General features: G+C 53.4%; 22 protein-coding genes. 14 read left to right on the top strand and 8 right to left on the bottom strand.

What is annotated here, in order from left to right:
• Positions 1-9 precede the first annotated feature (9 nt).
• The 5 genes from phnA (at position 10) to J0X12_RS16075 (ending at position 7,237) form a co-directional block, all read left to right on the top strand.
• A complete protein-coding gene (gene phnA / locus J0X12_RS16095) occupies positions 10-1,275 on the top strand; it encodes a phosphonoacetate hydrolase (RefSeq protein ID WP_207047454.1) in 1,266 nt (421 codons plus the stop codon).
• Positions 1,276-1,280: 5 nt separating this feature from the next.
• Positions 1,281-2,744 carry a phosphonoacetaldehyde dehydrogenase gene (gene phnY, locus J0X12_RS16090; RefSeq protein WP_207047453.1) on the top strand — a complete coding sequence of 488 codons (1,464 nt, stop codon included), beginning with the start codon at positions 1,281-1,283 and terminating at the stop codon, positions 2,742-2,744.
• 227 nt (positions 2,745-2,971) lie between these two features.
• On the top strand, positions 2,972-3,991 hold the full coding sequence (locus J0X12_RS16085) for a putative 2-aminoethylphosphonate ABC transporter substrate-binding protein (RefSeq protein ID WP_207047452.1): 1,020 nt from the start codon (positions 2,972-2,974) through the stop codon (positions 3,989-3,991).
• An 82-nt stretch (positions 3,992-4,073) separates the two neighbouring features.
• Entirely contained in the window at positions 4,074-5,219 is a 1,146-nt protein-coding gene (locus tag J0X12_RS16080) for a putative 2-aminoethylphosphonate ABC transporter ATP-binding protein (RefSeq protein ID WP_207047451.1), read from the top strand.
• Between the two features lie 2 nt (positions 5,220-5,221).
• Positions 5,222-7,237, top strand: coding sequence for a putative 2-aminoethylphosphonate ABC transporter permease subunit (locus tag J0X12_RS16075; protein WP_207047450.1), 2,016 nt, complete (start codon positions 5,222-5,224; stop codon positions 7,235-7,237).
• Between the two features lie 34 nt (positions 7,238-7,271).
• Here the strand turns inward: J0X12_RS16075 and J0X12_RS16070 are convergent, their stop codons facing one another.
• Positions 7,272-7,823, bottom strand: a complete 552-nt coding sequence (locus J0X12_RS16070) for a hemerythrin domain-containing protein (protein ID WP_207047449.1) — start codon at positions 7,821-7,823, stop codon at positions 7,272-7,274.
• A 105-nt stretch (positions 7,824-7,928) separates the two neighbouring features.
• Here J0X12_RS16070 and J0X12_RS16065 point away from each other — a divergent pair, with 105 nt between their 5' ends.
• A complete protein-coding gene (locus J0X12_RS16065) occupies positions 7,929-8,714 on the top strand; it encodes a 4'-phosphopantetheinyl transferase family protein (protein ID WP_207047448.1) in 786 nt (261 codons plus the stop codon).
• 23 nt (positions 8,715-8,737) lie between these two features.
• Here the strand turns inward: J0X12_RS16065 and J0X12_RS16060 are convergent, their stop codons facing one another.
• The 7 genes from J0X12_RS16060 to J0X12_RS16030 all read right to left on the bottom strand — a co-directional run bounded on the left by J0X12_RS16060 (position 8,738) and on the right by J0X12_RS16030 (position 11,877).
• The gene (locus tag J0X12_RS16060) at positions 8,738-9,130 is read right to left on the bottom strand and encodes a flagellar basal body rod protein FlgC (protein WP_207047447.1); all 393 of its coding nucleotides are present in this window, start codon (positions 9,128-9,130) and stop codon (positions 8,738-8,740) included.
• 93 nt (positions 9,131-9,223) lie between these two features.
• Positions 9,224-9,556, bottom strand: a complete 333-nt coding sequence (locus J0X12_RS16055) for a hypothetical protein (protein WP_207047446.1) — start codon at positions 9,554-9,556, stop codon at positions 9,224-9,226.
• Positions 9,557-9,567: 11 nt separating this feature from the next.
• Complete coding sequence (locus J0X12_RS16050; protein WP_207047445.1) at positions 9,568-10,116, bottom strand: EndoU domain-containing protein; 549 nt, start codon at positions 10,114-10,116, stop codon at positions 9,568-9,570.
• Complete coding sequence (fliP, locus tag J0X12_RS16045; RefSeq protein ID WP_207047444.1) at positions 10,103-10,894, bottom strand: flagellar type III secretion system pore protein FliP; 792 nt, start codon at positions 10,892-10,894, stop codon at positions 10,103-10,105. Before fliP ends, J0X12_RS16050 begins: the two co-directional genes overlap by 14 nt.
• Complete coding sequence (locus tag J0X12_RS16040; RefSeq protein ID WP_207047443.1) at positions 10,891-11,193, bottom strand: flagellar biosynthetic protein FliO; 303 nt, start codon at positions 11,191-11,193, stop codon at positions 10,891-10,893. The genes fliP and J0X12_RS16040 overlap by 4 nt, the downstream gene beginning before the upstream one ends.
• Before the next feature lie 79 nt (positions 11,194-11,272).
• The gene (locus tag J0X12_RS16035; protein WP_207047442.1) at positions 11,273-11,566 is read right to left on the bottom strand and encodes a hypothetical protein; all 294 of its coding nucleotides are present in this window, start codon (positions 11,564-11,566) and stop codon (positions 11,273-11,275) included.
• A 23-nt stretch (positions 11,567-11,589) separates the two neighbouring features.
• On the bottom strand, positions 11,590-11,877 hold the full coding sequence (locus J0X12_RS16030; RefSeq protein ID WP_207047441.1) for an EscU/YscU/HrcU family type III secretion system export apparatus switch protein: 288 nt from the start codon (positions 11,875-11,877) through the stop codon (positions 11,590-11,592).
• Positions 11,878-12,237: 360 nt separating this feature from the next.
• Between J0X12_RS16030 and J0X12_RS16025 the strand changes: the two genes are divergently transcribed.
• The 8 genes from J0X12_RS16025 (at position 12,238) to J0X12_RS15990 (ending at position 18,813) form a co-directional block, all read left to right on the top strand.
• The gene (locus J0X12_RS16025; protein ID WP_207047440.1) at positions 12,238-12,807 is read left to right on the top strand and encodes a DJ-1/PfpI family protein; all 570 of its coding nucleotides are present in this window, start codon (positions 12,238-12,240) and stop codon (positions 12,805-12,807) included.
• Positions 12,808-12,958: 151 nt separating this feature from the next.
• Positions 12,959-13,360: a flagellar basal body rod protein FlgB gene (gene flgB, locus J0X12_RS16020; RefSeq protein WP_207047439.1), complete on the top strand. Its 402-nt coding sequence runs from the start codon at positions 12,959-12,961 to the stop codon at positions 13,358-13,360.
• A 26-nt stretch (positions 13,361-13,386) separates the two neighbouring features.
• Positions 13,387-13,797 carry a flagellar basal body rod protein FlgC gene (gene flgC / locus J0X12_RS16015; RefSeq protein ID WP_207047438.1) on the top strand — a complete coding sequence of 137 codons (411 nt, stop codon included), beginning with the start codon at positions 13,387-13,389 and terminating at the stop codon, positions 13,795-13,797.
• A gap of 20 nt (positions 13,798-13,817) precedes the next feature.
• Complete coding sequence (fliE, locus tag J0X12_RS16010; protein WP_207047437.1) at positions 13,818-14,138, top strand: flagellar hook-basal body complex protein FliE; 321 nt, start codon at positions 13,818-13,820, stop codon at positions 14,136-14,138.
• A 38-nt stretch (positions 14,139-14,176) separates the two neighbouring features.
• Positions 14,177-14,440 (top strand): flagellar biosynthesis protein FliQ, encoded by a 264-nt coding sequence (gene fliQ, locus J0X12_RS16005; protein ID WP_207047436.1) that lies wholly within the window; start codon positions 14,177-14,179, stop codon positions 14,438-14,440.
• A gap of 17 nt (positions 14,441-14,457) precedes the next feature.
• Positions 14,458-15,219: a flagellar biosynthetic protein FliR gene (gene fliR / locus J0X12_RS16000; protein ID WP_207047435.1), complete on the top strand. Its 762-nt coding sequence runs from the start codon at positions 14,458-14,460 to the stop codon at positions 15,217-15,219.
• Between the two features lie 6 nt (positions 15,220-15,225).
• Complete coding sequence (gene flhB, locus J0X12_RS15995) at positions 15,226-16,302, top strand: flagellar biosynthesis protein FlhB (RefSeq protein WP_207047434.1); 1,077 nt, start codon at positions 15,226-15,228, stop codon at positions 16,300-16,302.
• A 51-nt stretch (positions 16,303-16,353) separates the two neighbouring features.
• Positions 16,354-18,813, top strand: a complete 2,460-nt coding sequence (locus J0X12_RS15990; RefSeq protein ID WP_207047433.1) for a PAS domain S-box protein — start codon at positions 16,354-16,356, stop codon at positions 18,811-18,813.
• The last annotated feature ends 44 nt before the right edge of the window (positions 18,814-18,857 follow it).

The following is an 18,857-nucleotide window of genomic DNA, read 5'->3' as shown; positions in this document are numbered from 1 at the left end:
GAAAATACGATGAATAAAATGTCCCTGAGCGGTGTTACTGTGAACGACCGGACGTATCCTTTCCCGAACCGGACAGCAGTGGTAATCTGCCTTGATGGCTGCGAACCGGCCTATATAGATGCCGCGATTGACGCTGGCGTAATGCCGACGATGAAGCGTATACGTGAGACCGGGACCATGAATCTGGCTCATTGCGTGATCCCGAGTTTTACCAACCCGAATAATATGTCGATTGCGACGGGACAGCCCCCCGCCGTCCATGGAATTTGCGGTAACTTCCTCCTGGATCCGGAAACCGGGGAGGAAGTGATGATGAACGACACGCGCTTCCTTCGGGTGCCGACGATCTTCAAGAGTTTCTATGATACAGGTGCGCGCATCGCCATCGTCACAGCAAAGGACAAGCTCCGGGCATTGCTCGGTCATGGGCTCAAGTTCGACGAGGGGCGGGCGCTCTGTTTCTCGACAGAGAAATCCGATACGACCACCCTGGCTGAACATGGCATCGACAATGCATCCGAGAGCCTTGATATTCCGGTGCCGTCTGTCTATTCGGCGGAACTTTCCGAATATGTCTTCAATGCCGGCGTGAAGTTGATGACTTCCTTCAAGCCGGATCTGATGTATCTGACAACAACCGATTATGTGCAGCATAAGGCCGCGCCGGGAACGAAGGACGCCAATGCCTTCTATGAAATGTTTGATTCCTACCTTGGTCAGCTTGATGCACTCGGCGCGGCGATTGTCGTCACTGCGGATCACGGCATGAAACCCAAGCATAAAGCCGATGGTACGCCGGATGTGATTTACCTGCAGGACCTGCTGGATAAGGAAATCGGAAACGGGGCGAGCCGCGTGATCCTGCCGATCACCGATCCCTATGTCGTGCATCATGGCGCACTCGGTTCCTTCGCGACAGCCTATCTCACGCCGGACGTTGACCAGGCGGCCGTGATTGCCAAGCTTGAGGCAACAAAGGGCATTGAACTCGTTCTCGACAAGGCGGCCGCTGCCGAACGGTTCCAGCTTCCGCCGGACCGGATTGGAGATATTGTGATTGTGTCCGGAGAGAACCAGGTACTCGGGACTTCAGCGGACCGTCATGACCTTTCCGGCCTTGAGGTGCCGCTTCGTTCCCATGGCGGGATCAGCGAGCAGGTCGTGCCCTTTATCGTGAATGTCGCCATGCCGGACTTGCCGGAAAAACCGACGCTCCGTAATTTCGACGCTTACTACTATGCAACGCGCGCTGCGGCGCTCGTTTCCGCGAAATGAACAAGATGACAGCATCAAAATCCGCTCGGCCGGTTATTGTTGAGGCGATGCGTATCGGCGGAAAGAAGGTATCGACCAAGGACGTGGTCGAGGTTCGTTACCCCTATACCAACGAAGTGATTGGCACCGTGCCCGCCGGAAATGCGGAACATGCGCGTGAGGCGTTCGAGATTGCGGCGAACTACCGCGCGACGCTGACGCGTTACGAACGGCAGCAGATCCTGTTCAAGGCGGCGGAGCTTATCCGGGCACGACGTGAACAGCTTGCGAAAGTCATCACACTAGAGCTTGGAATCTGTCACCAGCACGCGCTCTATGAGACGGGCCGGGCTTATGATGTCTTCATGCTCGCGGGTCAGCTGGCCATTCTCGATGACGGGCAGATTTTTTCCTGCGATCTCACGCCCCATGGCAAGGCGCGGAAAATCTACACCAAGCGCGAACCAGTCAATGTGATTTCTGCAATCACGCCGTTTAACCATCCGCTCAATATGGTGTCGCACAAAATCGCACCGGCGATCGCGACAAATAACTGCGTCGTCTGCAAACCGACAGAACAGACACCGCTCACCGCGATCGCCTTGGCCGATATTCTCTATGAGGCGGGGCTGCCGCACCAGATGTTCCAGGTTGTGACGGGCTGGCCGCAGGATATTGGCGAAGAAATGATCGTCAACAAACATGCGGATATCGTTACCTTCACGGGCGGTGTGCCGGTCGGCAAGATGATTGCCGAGAAAGCGGGTTACAAGCGTCTCGCGCTGGAACTCGGCGGCAATGATCCGCTGATCGTTCTGGATGATCTGAGTGACGCGGAGTTGATCAAGGCGGCCGAAATTGCGGTTGCGGGCGCGACGGGTAATTCAGGACAGCGCTGCACGGCAATCAAGCGAATCCTTGTCCAGGAAAATGTCGCCGACAAGATTGTTCCGCATATCCTTGAAATTGCAAAGAAAATTAAGTTTGGGGATCCAGAGGACCCGGAGACGCAGCTCGGCTGTGTCATCCATGAACAGGCGGCAGAGACCTTTGAAAAGAGGGTATTCCTGGCGGAGAAACAAGGTGCGAAAATACTTTATCATCCTGGCCGGGAAGGGGCGCTTCTGCCGCCGATTGTTATCGACCATGTGCCGCATGACAGCGAACTTGTGTTCGATGAAACCTTTGGCCCGATCATACCGATAGTCCGGGTGCCGAATGACGATGAGGCCTTGATCAAAATCTCGAACTCGACACCCTTCGGTCTTTCTGCGGGGGTCTGTACCAACCGGCTTGACCGCATCACGTGTTTTATCGATGGGCTCGACGTTGGGACAGTGAACATCTGGGAACAGCCGGGCTATCGAATCGAGATGTCGCCCTTTGGCGGAATCAAGGATTCAGGAAACGGTGTTAAGGAAGGCGTACTTGAGGCAATGAAATTTTTCACCAACGTAAAGACCTATTCCTTGCCCTGGCCGCAAAATTAGAGCCGGGTTCGCAGAAACATGCACCTGTCAGGGAGCGGTTGTCTTTATCATTGTATCGATTTAAGTTATACAAACATAAATATAATAGATTTCTTCTATTTGTCACATTACGCCAGTATTGCAGTGAGTATCAATTGATTGTGTTTCAAACTTGGATCTTTGTGGATCTTTGTGGGTATGATCTAATTTTAATCTCAACTAATCTCTTAAAAAGGGGGAGGGACAAAATGTTACAATTGAAGAAATTGGCTTTGACAGCTATTGCGGGCCTGTTCGTTGCGAACAGCGTGATGGCGGCGGAGCTGACCGTATATACGGCAGTCGAAGCGGAAGATCTGAAGCGTTATGCTGAGGAATTCAACAAGGCTCATCCTGACATCAAAATTAACTGGGTGCGCGATTCCACGGGCATTATCACGGCGAAACTGCTCGCCGAGAAGAACAATCCCCAGGCTGACGTTATCTGGGGCCTGGCCGCAACGTCCCTGTTGCTGATGAAATCCGAAGGCATGCTCGAGCCTTATGCGCCGAAGGGTGTTGAAAAGCTCGACAAAAAATTCGTCGATAAAAGCAATCCGCCAACCTGGACAGGCATGGATGCCTGGGTTGCCTCAGTCTGCTTTAACACGGTGGAAGCTGAAAAGCTGGGCCTGACGGCGCCAAAAAGCTGGAAAGACCTGACCAAGCCCGAATATAAGGGCCATGTCATCATGCCGAACCCGAATTCATCCGGTACTGGCTTCCTTGACGTATCCAGCTGGCTGCAGATGTTCGGTGAAGAGGGCGGCTGGGCATATATGGACGCGCTGCATGAGAACATCGCGCGTTACACCCATTCCGGTTCCAAGCCCTGTAAACTGGCGGCTGCCGGTGAAATTCCGATCGGTATCTCCTTCGCCTTCCGGGGTGCAAAATCCAAGGCTGACGGTGCCCCGCTCGACATTATCGTGCCGGAAGAAGGTGTAGGCTGGGATATGGAAGCAACGGCTATCGTTGCTGGCACATCCAATCTTGAAGCGGCCAAAACCCTCGTAGACTGGACTGTCACGAAGGAAGCCAACGAGATGTATAATACCGGGTATGCCGTTGTTGCCTATCCGGGTGTTGCTAAGCCGGTTGAGTTCTTCCCGGAAAATCTCCTGGAGAAGATGATCGACAATGATTTTGAATATGCCGCGAATAACCGCAAGGCAATTCTGGAAGAGTGGCAGAAACGCTACGATTCGAAATCAGAGGCCAAGAGCTAACCAAAAAACAAGAAAGAAGGCATCGCATTTGCGATGCCTTTTTTTATCCTGGACGAGTAAAGGTATTTAGGGACGGGGGAACATGCTGACGGAGTCAACGCGCGAAATTGGTAATGGTAAGGCGCATGCTCAAGGGGACGCCTATCTCCGGATAGACAGCCTGTGGAAGGCATTTGGTGAATTTATCGCGCTTAAAGATATCTCCATGCGTATTTCAGAAGGAGAGTTTGTCTGCTTTCTGGGACCGTCGGGCTGCGGAAAAACAACATTGTTGCGCGCCATTGCGGGACTTGACATCCAAACCCGGGGAACAGTTGAACAGGCGGGGAAGGATATTTCCAACCTGCCACCTGCAGAACGGGATTTTGGTATTGTTTTCCAGTCCTACGCCCTTTTTCCTAATCTAACGATTGAAAAGAATATTTCCTTTGGTCTGGAGAATGCCGGACTGTCGAAGAGTGCAATCAACGCCCGGGTGACGGAACTGCTCGACCTTGTCGGGTTGCCGGATCAGGGCAAGAAGTATCCGGCCCAGCTTTCGGGCGGACAGCAGCAACGTATTGCTCTTGCGCGTGCGATCGCCATGTCGCCGGGACTACTCCTGCTGGATGAGCCGTTATCCGCGCTCGACGCAAAGGTGCGCGTGCATTTGCGTCATGAGGTGAAAGACCTGCAACGCAAGCTTGGCGTTACAACGATCATGGTGACCCATGATCAGGAAGAGGCGCTTTCCATGGCGGACCGGATTGTCGTGATGAATCATGGCGTGATCGAGCAGATTGGCTCACCGACAGATATCTATCGGGAGCCGGCCACGCTATTTGTTGCGGATTTTATAGGCGAAATGAACAAGCTCCCGGCGGTCTCCGGTGAGGCCAAGACCGTTACGATTGGCCGTAAGGCGTTTAAATCTGCGGGCGGCGAAATCCCGCCGGGCAAAGAAGTGATTGCCGCCGTGCGACCGGAGGATATTATTCCGCATGGGGACGTTGTAACCGAACCCATGGAAGAGCCTGACAATTCCATCACCTGCCGGATTACCGAAATGGAGTTTCTTGGCTCTTTCTGGCGGTGCCGACTTAAATGTGAGGCGCTAGGTGAGCATGAGCTGATCGCGGATTTTTCCATTAACGCTGTGCGACGGCTGGAACTTGCGGCGGAAAAGGAACTCGTGATTGAGATACCAAGTAACCGGTTAAAAGTCTTTGCACGACCAGCGGGTGAGTAGGGATGAGCGTAACAACGTCTGACAACCTTCCGAAGGGACGTCCGCTGACCCTGAAGCTCGGGCGGGACGACCTGATGATGCGCGGGTTCATTCTCGTCATCGCGTTATACCTCATCATAACGCTCGCATTTCCGCTATACGCCATGTTGTCGAAGGCATTCTCGACATTCCAGTTCGATCTCTCGCAAGTTGAACTGCAGGTGAGCGACCAGGACGGGAATTTCGATGGTACGATCCTGTCTGCGGAAGCGCTTAACGCGCAACTCGGCGCTATTCCTGAAGACGAGATGGCGACCAGCAATGATGGCCGATTGAGCCTGACACCGTTGTTTCCTGATTTCAGTTTTAGAAGTCCTGTTCTCTATAAAATTCGCGGTACGACAGCGGATACGGTTTACCTGATCGGGTCTGACAGGATAACCGGGACCGACTGGCATGAGCTTGATTCCAATACCTTCCGCCGGGTTGTCCTACGTCCGGTCCAGTCAGTCGGGCTGAGTAACTTCACGACCTATTTCTCGACGCCCTCTCTCTTTCGATCCATTGAGAATTCACTCTTTATCTCGACGGTCAGCACTATCGTCACTGTCAGTCTCGCCTTCGCCTTCGCCTATGCCCTGAGCCGAAGCTGTATGCGGTTCAAGGGATTGTTCCGCCTGGTGGCTATGGCCCCGATCCTGGTGCCGTCGCTCTTGCCGGGGATCGCCCTCGTGTATCTATTCGGCAATCAGGGGATGCTGAAAGAGGTGATGATGGGGGAATCCATCTATGGGCCTTATGGAATCATGCTGGGGTCCATCTTCTTCACCTTCCCGCATGCCTTCATCATTATCACGACGGCACTCGCCATCTCGGATGCGCGGCTTTACGAGGCGGCGATCTCGCTTAGGGCAAGCGCCTGGAAGACCTTCTGGACGGTCACGATTCCGGGGGCCCGGTACGGCCTGATTTCGGCGGCGTTTGTTGTTTTCAACCTCGTGATTACGGATTTTGGGCTGCCAAAGGTGATTGGCGGACAGTATAATATGCTGGCCGTTGACATCTATAAGCAGGTGATCGGCCAGCAGAATTTCGAGATGGGCGCCGTGGTTTCGGTCGTCTTGCTGATGCCGGCCTTCGTCGCGTTCGCTGTTGACCGGCAAGTGCAGAAGAAGCAGGTAGCCTTGCTCTCCGCCCGGTCCGTCGTGTTCGAGCCCAAGCCCGACCGGAAATTTGACCGCATTTGCTTTATCTATTGCACCCTGATCGCGATTTTCATTCTCGGGATACTCGGGGTTTGCCAGTTTGCGGCTCTGGTAAAGTTCTGGCCCTATGATCTTTCCCTCAGCCTGAAAAACTACAATTTCGATGTGATGGATGGCGGCGGATGGGAGGCCTATGGCAATTCCATCAAACTGGGGCTGTTGACCGCGTTTTTTGGCACCATCGTGGTCTTCATCGGTGCCTATATGGTGGACAAGACAAGAAGTTTTCGTGTCGGCCGCGGTCTTTTCCAGTTTCTCGCGATGCTGCCTATGGCGATCCCGGGCATGGTGCTGGGCCTTGCCTACATCTTCTTTTTCAACGACCCCGATAATCCCCTGAATGCGATATACGGCACGATGGCGATCCTGGTGATTGTCACCATTACCCATTTCTATACGGTATCGCATTTGACAGCGGTCACGGCGCTCAAGCAGATGGATGGCGAGTTTGAATCTGTTGCCGCTTCGCTGAAGCAACCTTTCTACAAGTTGTTCGCGCGCGTGACAGTTCCGGTTTGCATGCCCGCGATACTGGACATCGCCATCTATCTCTTCGTGAATGCGATGACGACTGTCTCGGCGGTTGTCTTTCTTTACTCGACGGATACCGCACTGGCCTCGATCGCAGTTCTGAACATGGATGACGCGGGAGATATCGCGCCGGCCGCAGCGATGGGTATGATGATCTTCTATACGAACGCCGCTGCCCGTATTTTACATTTGGCCGTGTCGAAAGGCATTCTGAAACGAACGCAGGCATGGCGATCGCGCTAGGAGGTCAGGGGCAAAATGTGGGCCTGTCGAGGACCTATTTCCCGCCCCATTCAATGATAACCTTATGCAGGGCCCGGTATTCGCGATCAGCCTCCCGGCCGAACACTGGGTCGCCCTTGTCGCGCATCCGCGTCTCGATAACGTCCCAGTCAGCCTGAATTAGATATTCCTCTGCTGCCGGAAAGAAAAATTCCTCTTCCTTTTGCATATGCTGCACAAGAAGATCTTCATAGGCGTTCAGCGTCGCAACAAGTTCGTCCTTCAAAATTGGTGCTCCCGGCTCGATACACTCAACGTCGTGTACGAAACGGGTTACAATGTTTGCCAGCATTTCATGTTCATTCAGGATTTCCGCCGAAATTGCCCCGGCTTGTGGATTGCGGCGGGTCAGGCTTCTCAGGAGAAAGTTTTCAATCGGGTGATGACACTTCTGTGGGAAATTCACGATATAATCGAGGATCGTCCTGATCATGAACAAGTTCAGGTTATTTCCCTCGGTGAGGTTTGCTATTTTCCGGTCCAGCACTCCCAGAATGACTTCCATACGCCGGTGATCTTCCTGAAGCTTTGCAATAACCTCCGACATGCATCCTTCCTGCGTTTTTTGAAGTAACAGGCACTATACCCTACAGGGGCGAAGTAGCATTGATCGCGATCAACAGATGATTTCTGCTTGAAGAGAAGGCCGGACTTGGCATTTGGCCCTGTCGAAATATGGATTCTGTCGTTATCATGGGAAGGTCGGTATACAGCCGGAAAACCAGAACAGGCACAGGTGGTCATGATCGCGTTTGAGAACGAAAATACACATATCTACCACGCTGATATCAGTGAAACGAGCCCGATTGATTATGCGAAATGTTGGCAGGTGCTGACTCCGGCCGAGCAGGCGCGGGCAGAACGGTTCCGTTTCGACCTACACCGGAACCGGTATGTGCGGGCCCATGGGCAGGTACGGCACATCCTCGCGGCCTATATGGATGTTGCGCCGTCGGAGATCGGTTTGCAAACCGGGGACCGGGGAAAGCCCTTCATCCCGTCACATGATATCTACTTCAATATGTCCCATTCGGCGGATACGGCCGTTTTCGCGGTGACCCGAAGCGGAGAGATCGGTGTAGATGTGGAGATGTTTGACCGCAAGGTGGAAATTGATGATCTGAGCCGGCATTACTATACGGCGGCAGAGCAGGGGGCGCTTGCCCGTCTTCGGGAGGCCAGCGATCGCCGGGAACTGTTCTTCTGGCTCTGGACGGCGAAGGAGGCGCGCATGAAGGTCACGGGAGAGGGGCTGGCGCTCGACCCGCGGCATATAGATGTCGCGATAGAGGCGGGACGCCCGTTTGCTTACCGCAAGCCTGACGAGCCAAAGGCAAGCCTGGCTCCGGTTGAGTTCACTAGATTTGCCGGGGCGTGCAGCGTCGCCGGGTTATTTGAACCCATCCTTGCCATCAAATCCTTGGCAGATATCGACTAGAACGCCGCAGGTTCGCAAACCGATCAGCTCTTGATGTCGAGGGTCACTTTTTGTAGTTCGCTCCATACCTCGAACATTTTGACATTGGCGCGGTAGCTGTGCAGGGCGACATTCTGGTTCACAATCTCTTCGGCAATATCCACATTCGGGCTTTCAACGAGCCCTTCTTCATTGGCAAGCGGATGTTGGGGCGCGTGCACATGGACGGTCGCCGGATCTTTTTCGCGTATCTTTACAGTTGGCGCACCGGTTTCATCCGTCGTTTGAACGGGATCTACGGCCTTGTAGGAGGCGGTGTCGTCCTTTGCGCCGGGAGTACCCACACTGTTTGCGTTGGCCAGATTCTGTGCGGATACTTCGACCCGCTTGGTTGCGGCGGCCATGCCACTAATCGCAGAGCCCAGAATTGATGTCATGATTGTCTCCAATCAATACAATTTTAAATAATATTTATACGAATACTATTTTTCTAATAGACACGTTATAGGGGCAAATTCATTAACAAACCGTTAATTCTTGTGATGTTCATTTTCCAGGAACTGCCGCCAATAGTCGAGAAGGAGAAAGAAATCACGGCGCGGGCCACCTTGCGGTGACCGCCTGTCCTCGTAGAGAGGTGTGATACTGTAGCGATCCGGGGTGAGCGTGAGCGAGAAGGCATTGCCGGTGATTTCAAAATCCTTCCCCTCTTGATGGGTTGCTTTTGTCACCAGATAATCAATGAGCGCCATATCATCCTGAATTTCAGTTTCAAAGAACTCTTTCAATAGCTTGTTTTCAGGCGTTATTTTTACGTCTATCAGGCCACTCTCTGTATCTCTTGTGAGAAAGATTTCTTCCATTCGGACGGTCCCTAATTCGCGACATACAAGGGGTATGCCGTGTTTATATCGCCATTGCCGAAGCGATACCCTTCAATAAGGAACCCATGGCCTGACGGTCCGCGCCACCGCGATCCTTCCGGTAAACGGTTGTTCGAGTGGGCAAACAATATGCTGTCGATGATCTGCTGCCGGGAAAAATCGTCGGGATAGAAGCTGGAGAATTTCTCTTTCCAGCGTCCGGTGGCGGGATCATAAATCTCAACAATGGCAGTATAGATCCCGGCGCGGTTCGGACCTGAAAGGATTTGTTTGATGCGCGATTTAGCTCCCATTGGGTCTTTGGGTGCCACATGAAAGCCGACCGGTTTGCCATGCCGGTTAATCTCTCCATCGAATATATGGGTGAGGTTGAGGGATGGTGTCGTATCGGACCAGGAGCTGCGGGCAGGAACGTCACTGGCAACAAGGGGAACAACGATATAGAGAAGGGCGAGACAGGCAAGAAGCGCGACGGCAAGCCCCGCCTTTCGAAATGGCGACATTCCAATAAATGAGGGGATCCCGTTACCCCGGCCCATTGACGAAACTCTCGACAAGGCTTTTCGCCACCAGGTTCCATCCGTCCACCAGGACAAAGAAGATCAGCTTGAAGGGGAGGGATATCATGACCGGCGGCAACATCATCATACCCATCGACATCAGAATGGACGCGACCACCATATCAATCACGATGAAGGGGACGAACAGCAGGAAGCCGATTTCAAATGCGCGCTTGAGTTCGCTGATCATGAAGGCCGGCACCAGCACCTTGAGCGGCACTTCCTCCGGTGTCTCTGTCGTGGGCGTTGCGCTCAAATCCATGAACAGAAGGATGTCCTTCTCCCGCGCATGCTGCAGCATGAAGGTCTTGAACGGGGTAACCGTCCGGTCAATGGCTTCGGTTTCGGTAATCTCATTGTCAATCAGCGGGACAATGCCGTTTTCATAAGCGGCCTCGAAGGTTGGCGCCATGATAAAGGCTGTCAGGAACAGCGCAAGGGAGATAATCACAACGTTCGGCGGGGTCGACTGCACACCGAGCGCGCTGCGCAGAAGAGACAGGACAACGATCAGCCGCGTGAAAGACGTGGTGACGATCAGGATGGCCGGCGCCAGGCTAAGCACGGTCATCAGGACCACGAGCTGGACAATTCGGCCGGTCAATGGACCCGCATCCTCGCCTAGATCCAGGGAAATGGACTGCGCCAGAACATCAAGCGGGAGCGCCATGATTATGACGGCGACCGCGAGGGCGGCAAGATTACCGTTGGACAGTTTGGAGGCGCAAAGTCGGCCGAGGCTGCGGTACTTCATCATGCGTTTTTCTCATCGCCCTGTTCGGTGTTTTCATTGACGGAAATATTCCGCTCGACGACAACATCCCGTTCCGGCCCGAGCAGCAGAAGATGCTCCCGATCGTCCCGCTTTATAAGGACAAGTCGTCGTTTGGCGTCGATGGAAAGGACATCGGTTATGGAAAGGCGCCTGGGGGCGGAGGGGTCTCGCGTTACCCGGGGGACCATTCCAAAACGCCGGGCAAGCAGAGCAATGAGCGCAATAAGCCCCAGAACAATCAGCAGGCCGACAATATATTTCAGGTATTGTACGGGTTCCATTGGCCTGCCATCAAAATATCTGTCCCAACATTATAGTGCGTTTCGGACATACAGTAGCGGGCCTTGGTGTATTTGAAAACTATTCTTTGTGGGAGTTGTTTTCGAGAGTGCCAATATCACGGGTGAGTGAATCATATCGGAGCTGGATCTCGTTCGACAGGGTATTCAGGGACTGCATAACCTGGTCCATGAATTTGGTCAGTTCCTGCCGGTCGTCTTTCGGCGCGTTCTGGACCCGGCCCTGGATACGAATAATCTTCTCGGGCAGCGTACTCATATCGATCATGATACCGCGCTGTGTCTGGTCCAGATAATCCGAGATATCATTCATCAAATCGGATATATCGGCATTTATCGTTGCGAAATTTTCCATTAGAGGCTTGCTAATAAAACTGACTATTTACTCTGACACTTGTACAGATAAGACAGAATTTCCGAAACTGCGGCGAAAGCCTCAAGAGGGATTGGGCAATCTACCTCAATTTCCGACAAAATTTGCGCCAAATCAGAATCGGTGCGCACCTTTACACCACGAGCGAACGCCAATTGCAAGATTTGTTCGGCAACTTCGCCTCTGCCGCTTGCCGTTACCCTGGCAAGCGATGCCGGAGTCTCGTCATAACTCAAGGCAACAGCGATGGCGTCATCGGTGTTCTGCGGTGCGTTATTTTCGTTTTGTGACATCTATATCTCCGGCCGAAAGTGACCTTCGTCGCCGAAGATAGTCAAATGCGCTTAAATATTACTTAACCAGTGCGTGGAATTGCCGCAGGAGGTAACTTCTTTCTTGCAACTCTGTTTGGGAACGACTATGTTCCGCCTCGCCGGGCAATGGCGACATCGCCTTTACTTATTGCTAACGGCACTGTGCAGCGACACTGACAGGAGCGATGGCTCCGATTTGCACAAAAGAAATTGAACAAATGTCATTATGACACGTTGGCCATTCCGGTAGAGAATTGCCATGTAATATTGAATGCTCCCGTCGTTCAATGAAATTGAAAACGCGCGGTGGATGCCACAGACTAAAGGAGTATGGATTATATGAGTGACTTGGAAAATGCGTTAAATGGCAAGTCTGTTGCCATTCTTGTAGCCAACGGTTTTGAAGAATCCCATATGACAAGCCTGCATAAGGCCCTCGTGCTGACCGGCGCGGAGGTTAAAATCGTATCGCCGGAAAAAGGCGTCGTTAACAGCTGGCACGGCAATGGCTGGGGACATTTCTTCCCGGCAAATGCGCATCTTGCAACCTCAATGTCTCATCACTTTGATGCGGTCATCATTCCTGGCGGCACACGCCATGTGAACCGCCTTATCTCCGATCCGCAGACAGCCCGTTTCATGCGCGGGTTTATGGAAGATAACAAACCCGTCGCCCTGATTGAAGAGGCGCCGAAAGTTCTTGCAGAGGCGGAATTGCTGGGCGAACGCAGCGTGATTTCCACAGAAGCGATCAATGAGGTCCTTCAGGAAAAAGGCGCGAAGGTTGTCGAGGCGGACATCCATGTAGACGACATGCTGGTTACCGGTAAGTTCGCTGACGATACGCTGGTTGAGAAATTTGCCGGTTGCATCCAGAATTATGAACCGGAAGCCTGGGAAGCCGCCTAAACATCCTGCGGCACCTGAACTGATGAAAACGTCCCGATTTCGGGGCGTTTTTTTTGTGCTGCCCTCGAGAACATTACCGAAATTCACAGTCTGTTAAGGTTTCTCGCCTATTGTAGGATCAGGAAAAACCGCGAACAGAAGCGATCCCGATATGAATTTGGAAAAAATTCCGCTCTTCGCCGCGCTGACGGAGAAAATGAAATGGCTGACAGCCCGGCAAAAGGTGCTGGCGCAGAATATTGCCAACTCTGATACGCCGAACTACCGCGCGCGGGATCTTAAGCCGCTGGAGTTTCGCCAGATGATTGAGTCACCTGAAGACAAGAGCGTGCATATTAACAGGACGAATAAAAAGCATATTTATGTCGACGAAATAACGAGTTATGAGACGCAGATAAACCGGGACGTGAGCGAAATAACGCCCACCGGAAACGCTGTGCTTCTCGAAGAAGAGATGATGAAAGTCGCGGAAACGCAAATTCAGTATGAATTGACAACATCTCTTTACAGGAAAAATCTGGGGATGTTGAAAACAGCCCTTGGTCGCCGCTAGTCGGGTCATGAAAGGAAACCGGTAACATGGATCTTTTGAAAACAATGTCCATCTCTGCCTCGGGTATGGATGCCCAGGGAAAACGGATGCGGGTTATCTCTGAAAACCTGGCCAACAAGGACAGCATGGGCAAGACGCCTGATGAAGATCCCTATCGGCGGAAAATTATCTCCTTCCGGAATGTGCTCGATCGCGAAGAGAATGTCACCAAGGTCAAGGTCGGCCGTATCGGTGAAGACAAATCAGATTTTGACCTTAAGTTCAATCCAAGCCACCCCGCCGCCAACGCGGATGGCTACGTTAAGATGCCGAATGTCAACTCATTGGTCGAAATCATGGATATGAAGGAAACCCAGCGGTCCTATCAGGCCAACCTGGGTGTGATCGAGGCATCCAAGAAGATGATCATGCGGACGCTGGACATCCTGAAGCAATAGGGACGAGTGGAGAATAGACGATGGCTGATACAAGCGCCTTAGCGGCAACACAAGCCTATTCAAAAGCAATTAACAACAGTCTGGGTGCCAAGCCTGAAGCGGTATCCCAGGAAGCCGTCGACGGGCCGAGCTTTGCGGAGATGCTGTCCCACGCCGGAACCGATGCCATTGAAACCGGCGTCAACGCGGAGCAGATCAGCCTGGAGGCAATCACCGGCAATACCGGCCTCGCTGATATCGTGACGGCGGTCAGTAACGCAGAGGCAACCCTTGAAACGGTGGTTGCCGTACGCGATCGTGTAATTCAGGCTTATCAAGACATCATAAAAATGCCAATCTAGGCTGTAACGGTTACTTACAGCTTAAGGATTGATGCAACATGACCCCAACCGATGTCGTTGACGTAGTCCGCGAGGCGATCTGGGTCCTGCTCGCTGTCGCCGCGCCAGTCATGCTGGTTGCCTTGGGGGTTGGCCTCGTGATCGCCCTCATACAAGCGTTGACCCAGGTTCAGGAAATGACGCTGGTATTCGTCCCGAAGATCCTGGCGATCTTTCTGTCCCTGATCATTTTCATGCCGTTCATGATCTCCTCGATGATCGGGCTGATGGAACAAATAGCCCAGCGTATTTCAGGCGTATGATCGCCGGGGAAAGATAGATGCTGGACGAGTTTCTCAGCGTTAATATCTTTGCCTTTCTATTGGTGTTTATCCGTATTGGGGCAGCCTTTATGGTGGTGCCCGGCTTTGGGGAGGCGTTTATTCCGCCTCGCGTACGGCTGTCGATTGCGCTCGGCGTCAGCTTTATCGTCATGCCCTTTGCCGCCGGTCAGCTGCCGCCGGAACCCTCGACACCCATCGAGCTATTGCTACTGATCGTTGGCGAGATGGTAATCGGGCTTGTAATGGGCGGCGTTCTCCGGCTCCTGCTCAGCAGCCTGCATATTGCTGGAACGATCATCGCCCAGCAATCAGGCCTTGCGGCCGCACAGTTCTTTGACCCGGCGCAGATGACTCAGGGCGCGATTACAAGTACCTTCATGACCCTGATGGGGCTGACGATGATTTTCGTGACCGATATGCATCATCTGTTTATCGAGGGAACCTTTGCGACTTATCGTCTTTTTCCAGTCGCCCAGGTACCGGATTTCGGTAGTATCAGCATGTTAATCACGGATTTCGTTCAGCAATCCTTCCTGCTCGGGTTCCAGATGTCCGCGCCGTTCCTGGTATTCGGGATCACATTTTATATGGGGATCGGCCTCATCAACCGCCTGATGCCGCAGGTGCAGATCTTCTTCGTCGCAATGCCGCTGCAAATTATCCTTTCCTTTGCCATTCTGGCGATTACAATTGGCGCCAGTATGATGTGGTTTATCAGTTATTACGAGGAAGCGCTGATCCGCTTTCTCGGGGAGTAAGGGCAGGTGGCTGACGATACAGATGATGCCCAAAAAACCGAAGAGCCGACCGCGAAGAAACTTGAAGATGCCTTCAAGAAAGGGCAGGTGCCGAAGTCGCAGGAGGTAAGCCACTGGTTCATGACCATCGGGATTACACTGGTCGTTATGATTTTTATCGCCGGACTCGGCAATGGCCTGACTTATGATCTCCTGAAATTTATCGAACAGCCCCATGCGATCGCGACAGACCGTTTTCATCTCGGCCTTGTGTTCGGCGATCTTGGCTGGGCCGTTGTCTGGGTCGTGGCTCCTGCGCTTGGGACCCTGATGATCGCTGGCTTGCTCGGAAACCTGGTGCAGCACCGGCCTGTCTTCTCAACGGAGCGGATCAAGCCGAAACTGGAGAAACTATCCCTTCTGAAGGGAGCCAAACGCCTATTTTCCCTGAAATCAATCGTTGAGTTTCTAAAGGGGCTGTTCAAGATCACCCTTGTCGGATCGATTGCCATTCTGTTCGTGCTGCCGTCCATGGATCAACTCCCGGTCGTTGTCTCCTATGATGTGCCGCAGGTGCTTGAGCTGATACAGGATCAGGCGTTGCTATTGCTCGCCGGTGTGGTTGCGGTGATGAGCGTCATCGCCGGGCTCGATTTCATGTATCAGCGCTACAATCATCATAAAGAACTCCGCATGACCAAGCAGGAGATCAAGGATGAATACAAGCAGACTGAAGGCGACCCGATGATCCGTGCCCGTCTTCGGGCCTTGCGGGCAGAACGATCCCGCCAGCGCATGATGCAGTCGGTGCCGGAGGCGGATGTTGTGATTACGAACCCGACGCATTTCGCCGTTGCCTTGCAATATAAGCCCGAGGAAGAGCGCGCGCCGGTGGTCGTTGCCAAGGGAATGGACAATATCGCAGCGAAAATCCGGGAACTCGCGACTGAGAATGACATTCCGATCGTCGAAAACCCGCCGCTTGCGCGGGCTCTGCATAAAGCATGCGATCTGGATGATGAAATCCCCTATGAGCATTTCAAGGCGGTTGCCGAGATCATCGGCTACGTCATGCGGCTCAATAAAATGAAAAAGAAGAACTAGCAGGTCCAGATGGTGCGAAAGCGGAGTAGACGGCGAAATCCGAAGTTTTTCATGGGTGTAGACGCCCGCCAGCTGGCGGCCGCCTTTTTCCTGGTCGCCGCTCTTATCGTCATCTCCGCCCTGCTTGGACGGGAACTCGGGCTGATCAATATTATTATCCTGAGCGCCATGGTCGTGGCCGCAATGGGACTTGGCCTGTGGTACCTCATTTTCCACGGGTTGCGTCAGGCCGCAACCGGGAACCTCGACCTCCTCTCTGACGTGGTTTCCTCCAGTCCGGAAGGGCGATTGCTGACGACAAAGGACGGACGGTTTGTCTATGCCAATGACGCCTATTGCAACCTTCTTGAACTGCCGGCGAACGACGCGGGGCAAACGCTCAGTGATTATTTTGCTGACGATAGCGAGGTGCGGGCGGAGATTGACCGGCTCCTGAAAGCAGCCGTCTATGATGGTACGACGGGTGGCCGAATTGATATCGAGACAAAAACCGGGCGGTGGCTCTCTATCCTTGCCCATGCCATAGACGTCATGCCCGATAACATTGTCTGGTACGTGACCGAGACGACGCGCCAGCATCGGCTGGAAGAAGAGGAGCGGGTTGCCCGTGAAAAACTTTCCGAATATTTCAACAATGCGCCGGTGGGGTTCTACTCCCTCGGGGGGGACGGCAAGATTCAGTTTGCAAACAGGATATTTGCCGACTGGTTGGGGTATCAGCAGAAAGAGCTGAGCGACGGAAACTTCGCCTTCTCCAACCTTGTCGTCAAGTCGAATGAGGACCAGCTCGACCTGATGGAGATTTTCTCCGCTGACGGGCCGCTTTATGAGGGCAAGATCACGTTGCGCCGCCGTGACGGGACCCTGTTACCGGTTCATGTGACCCAGACAGTCATACGAGGTGAAAATAGCGAGTTGATGGGCTCTCGCTCGGTAGTGCGGGAGTTGCTGCAGGAACAGGAGTGGCGGGAACGGGTCGCGAATGCCGAACTGCATTTCCGCCGGTTCTTCGAGGCTGCGCCAATCGGTATTCTGCTGCTCGACGCGAATGGTGTCGTGATTGAATCCAATCCTGCCTTCCGGGCGCTGACCGGCACCGTGATCAACAAGGCCGTCGGCAGCCATGTCACTGAACTGGTGGAAGAGGCGGATCGGGCGACGCTGCAGGAAAAGCTGGTTGAGGCAGTGGCGAGTAAAGCGGCTGCGCCATCGGCGGAAGTAAAGCTTGTCGGTGCGACGGAGCGGGCCGCCAACTTTTATATTAATGCCTTGGCCGGAGAGGATTCGAACTCAGGACGTCTTCTTGTCCATGTAATTGATACTTCCGTTCAGAGAAGCCTCGAGGTTCAGTTTGCGCAAAGCCAGAAAATGCAGGCCGTCGGTCAGCTGGCGGGCGGTATCGCCCATGACTTCAACAATCTCCTGACCGCGATGATCGGCTTTTGCGACCTGCTACTGCTGCGCCATCAGGTGGGCGATCCATCCTATTCCGACATCAACCAGATCAAACAGAATGCTAACCGGGCGGCTGGCCTCGTCCGGCAGCTCCTGGCGTTCTCACGTCAGCAAACCCTGCGGCCCGAGGTAACGGACCTTACGGATGTTCTGGCGGAACTCTCCAACCTGCTCAGGCGGCTGATTGGTGAGGCAATACAGCTCAAGATCAGTCATGCCCGCGATCTCTGGCTGGTCAAGGTGGACCGTGGGCAATTCGAACAGGTGATCATGAACCTGGCGGTAAATGCGCGGGATGCCATGTCTGGTGACGGTCTTCTCACCTTTGAGACCCAAAACCTCACCATTGCGCCCGGACAACGGGACTTTAATGACCTGATCCCGCCCGGCGACTACATCCTTGTCAAGGTCTCAGACACGGGTACCGGCATTCCCGACCATGTTATCGAGAAAATATTCGATCCCTTCTTTACAACGAAGAAGGTCGGGGAGGGCACCGGCCTCGGCCTCAGTACGGTTTATGGTATTATCAAGCAGACCGGTGGTTTCATCTTTACCGAAAATAATGAAGATCGCGGCACCACCTTCAGCATTTTCCTGCCGCGTTACCTGGAGGACCTCAAGAAAGCCGATGCATCGGATATGCTGGAGAAACCGACCCATCGGGACCTGACCGGAAAGGGAACGATCCTGTTGGTGGAGGATGAGGACCCGGTCCGGTTGTTCGCGGCACGGGCCCTGGAGAATAAGGGTTATACGGTCCTGCAGGCCGACTGCGGCGAGACAGCGCTTGAGGTCGTGCATGACCATGAGGGCACGATTGATCTGTTGATAACCGATGTTGTCATGCCGGTGATGGACGGACCGACTCTGGTGAAGAACATCCTCAGCGAGACGCCGGATCTTAAAGTCATTTTTATCTCAGGCTATGCGGAAGATGCGTTCCGTAAAGATCTCGACTTCGATGTCAGCAAGATTGACTTCCTGCCCAAGCCTTTCTCGCTGAAAGAGATTGCCACCAAGGTAAAGGAAGTCCTGGTTCGTGAAAACGACTGAATTCAATGAGCTAGTGACGTCAGGTGTCAGCCGGCCCGCTATCA

Origin of the sequence: Sneathiella sedimenti (assembly GCF_017313765.1) — a bacterium.
Classification (GTDB): Bacteria; Pseudomonadota; Alphaproteobacteria; order Sneathiellales; family Sneathiellaceae; genus Sneathiella; species Sneathiella sedimenti.
The sequence above is the reverse complement of the archived record's forward strand: the minus strand, read 5'-3'. Positions and strand labels throughout refer to the sequence as shown.

Coding starts and splice junctions, on each gene's coding strand:
- phnA (WP_207047454.1), top strand. CDS start 10: ATGAATAAAATGTCCCTGAGCGGTGTTACTGTGAACGACCGGACGTAT.
- J0X12_RS16030 (WP_207047441.1), bottom strand. CDS start 11,877: ATGTCACAAAACGAAAATAACGCACCGCAGAACACCGATGACGCCATC.
- J0X12_RS16025 (WP_207047440.1), top strand. CDS start 12,238: ATGAGTGACTTGGAAAATGCGTTAAATGGCAAGTCTGTTGCCATTCTT.
- J0X12_RS16085 (WP_207047452.1), top strand. CDS start 2,972: ATGTTACAATTGAAGAAATTGGCTTTGACAGCTATTGCGGGCCTGTTC.
- J0X12_RS16075 (WP_207047450.1), top strand. CDS start 5,222: ATGAGCGTAACAACGTCTGACAACCTTCCGAAGGGACGTCCGCTGACC.
- J0X12_RS16040 (WP_207047443.1), bottom strand. CDS start 11,193: ATGGAACCCGTACAATACCTGAAATATATTGTCGGCCTGCTGATTGTT.
- J0X12_RS15990 (WP_207047433.1), top strand. CDS start 16,354: ATGGGTGTAGACGCCCGCCAGCTGGCGGCCGCCTTTTTCCTGGTCGCC.
- flgC (WP_207047438.1), top strand. CDS start 13,387: ATGGATCTTTTGAAAACAATGTCCATCTCTGCCTCGGGTATGGATGCC.
- fliQ (WP_207047436.1), top strand. CDS start 14,177: ATGACCCCAACCGATGTCGTTGACGTAGTCCGCGAGGCGATCTGGGTC.
- flgB (WP_207047439.1), top strand. CDS start 12,959: ATGAATTTGGAAAAAATTCCGCTCTTCGCCGCGCTGACGGAGAAAATG.
- J0X12_RS16035 (WP_207047442.1), bottom strand. CDS start 11,566: ATGGAAAATTTCGCAACGATAAATGCCGATATATCCGATTTGATGAAT.
- fliR (WP_207047435.1), top strand. CDS start 14,458: ATGCTGGACGAGTTTCTCAGCGTTAATATCTTTGCCTTTCTATTGGTG.
- fliP (WP_207047444.1), bottom strand. CDS start 10,894: ATGATGAAGTACCGCAGCCTCGGCCGACTTTGCGCCTCCAAACTGTCC.
- phnY (WP_207047453.1), top strand. CDS start 1,281: ATGACAGCATCAAAATCCGCTCGGCCGGTTATTGTTGAGGCGATGCGT.
- J0X12_RS16080 (WP_207047451.1), top strand. CDS start 4,074: ATGCTGACGGAGTCAACGCGCGAAATTGGTAATGGTAAGGCGCATGCT.
- J0X12_RS16055 (WP_207047446.1), bottom strand. CDS start 9,556: ATGGAAGAAATCTTTCTCACAAGAGATACAGAGAGTGGCCTGATAGAC.
- J0X12_RS16060 (WP_207047447.1), bottom strand. CDS start 9,130: ATGACATCAATTCTGGGCTCTGCGATTAGTGGCATGGCCGCCGCAACC.
- fliE (WP_207047437.1), top strand. CDS start 13,818: ATGGCTGATACAAGCGCCTTAGCGGCAACACAAGCCTATTCAAAAGCA.
- J0X12_RS16070 (WP_207047449.1), bottom strand. CDS start 7,823: ATGTCGGAGGTTATTGCAAAGCTTCAGGAAGATCACCGGCGTATGGAA.
- J0X12_RS16050 (WP_207047445.1), bottom strand. CDS start 10,116: ATGGGCCGGGGTAACGGGATCCCCTCATTTATTGGAATGTCGCCATTT.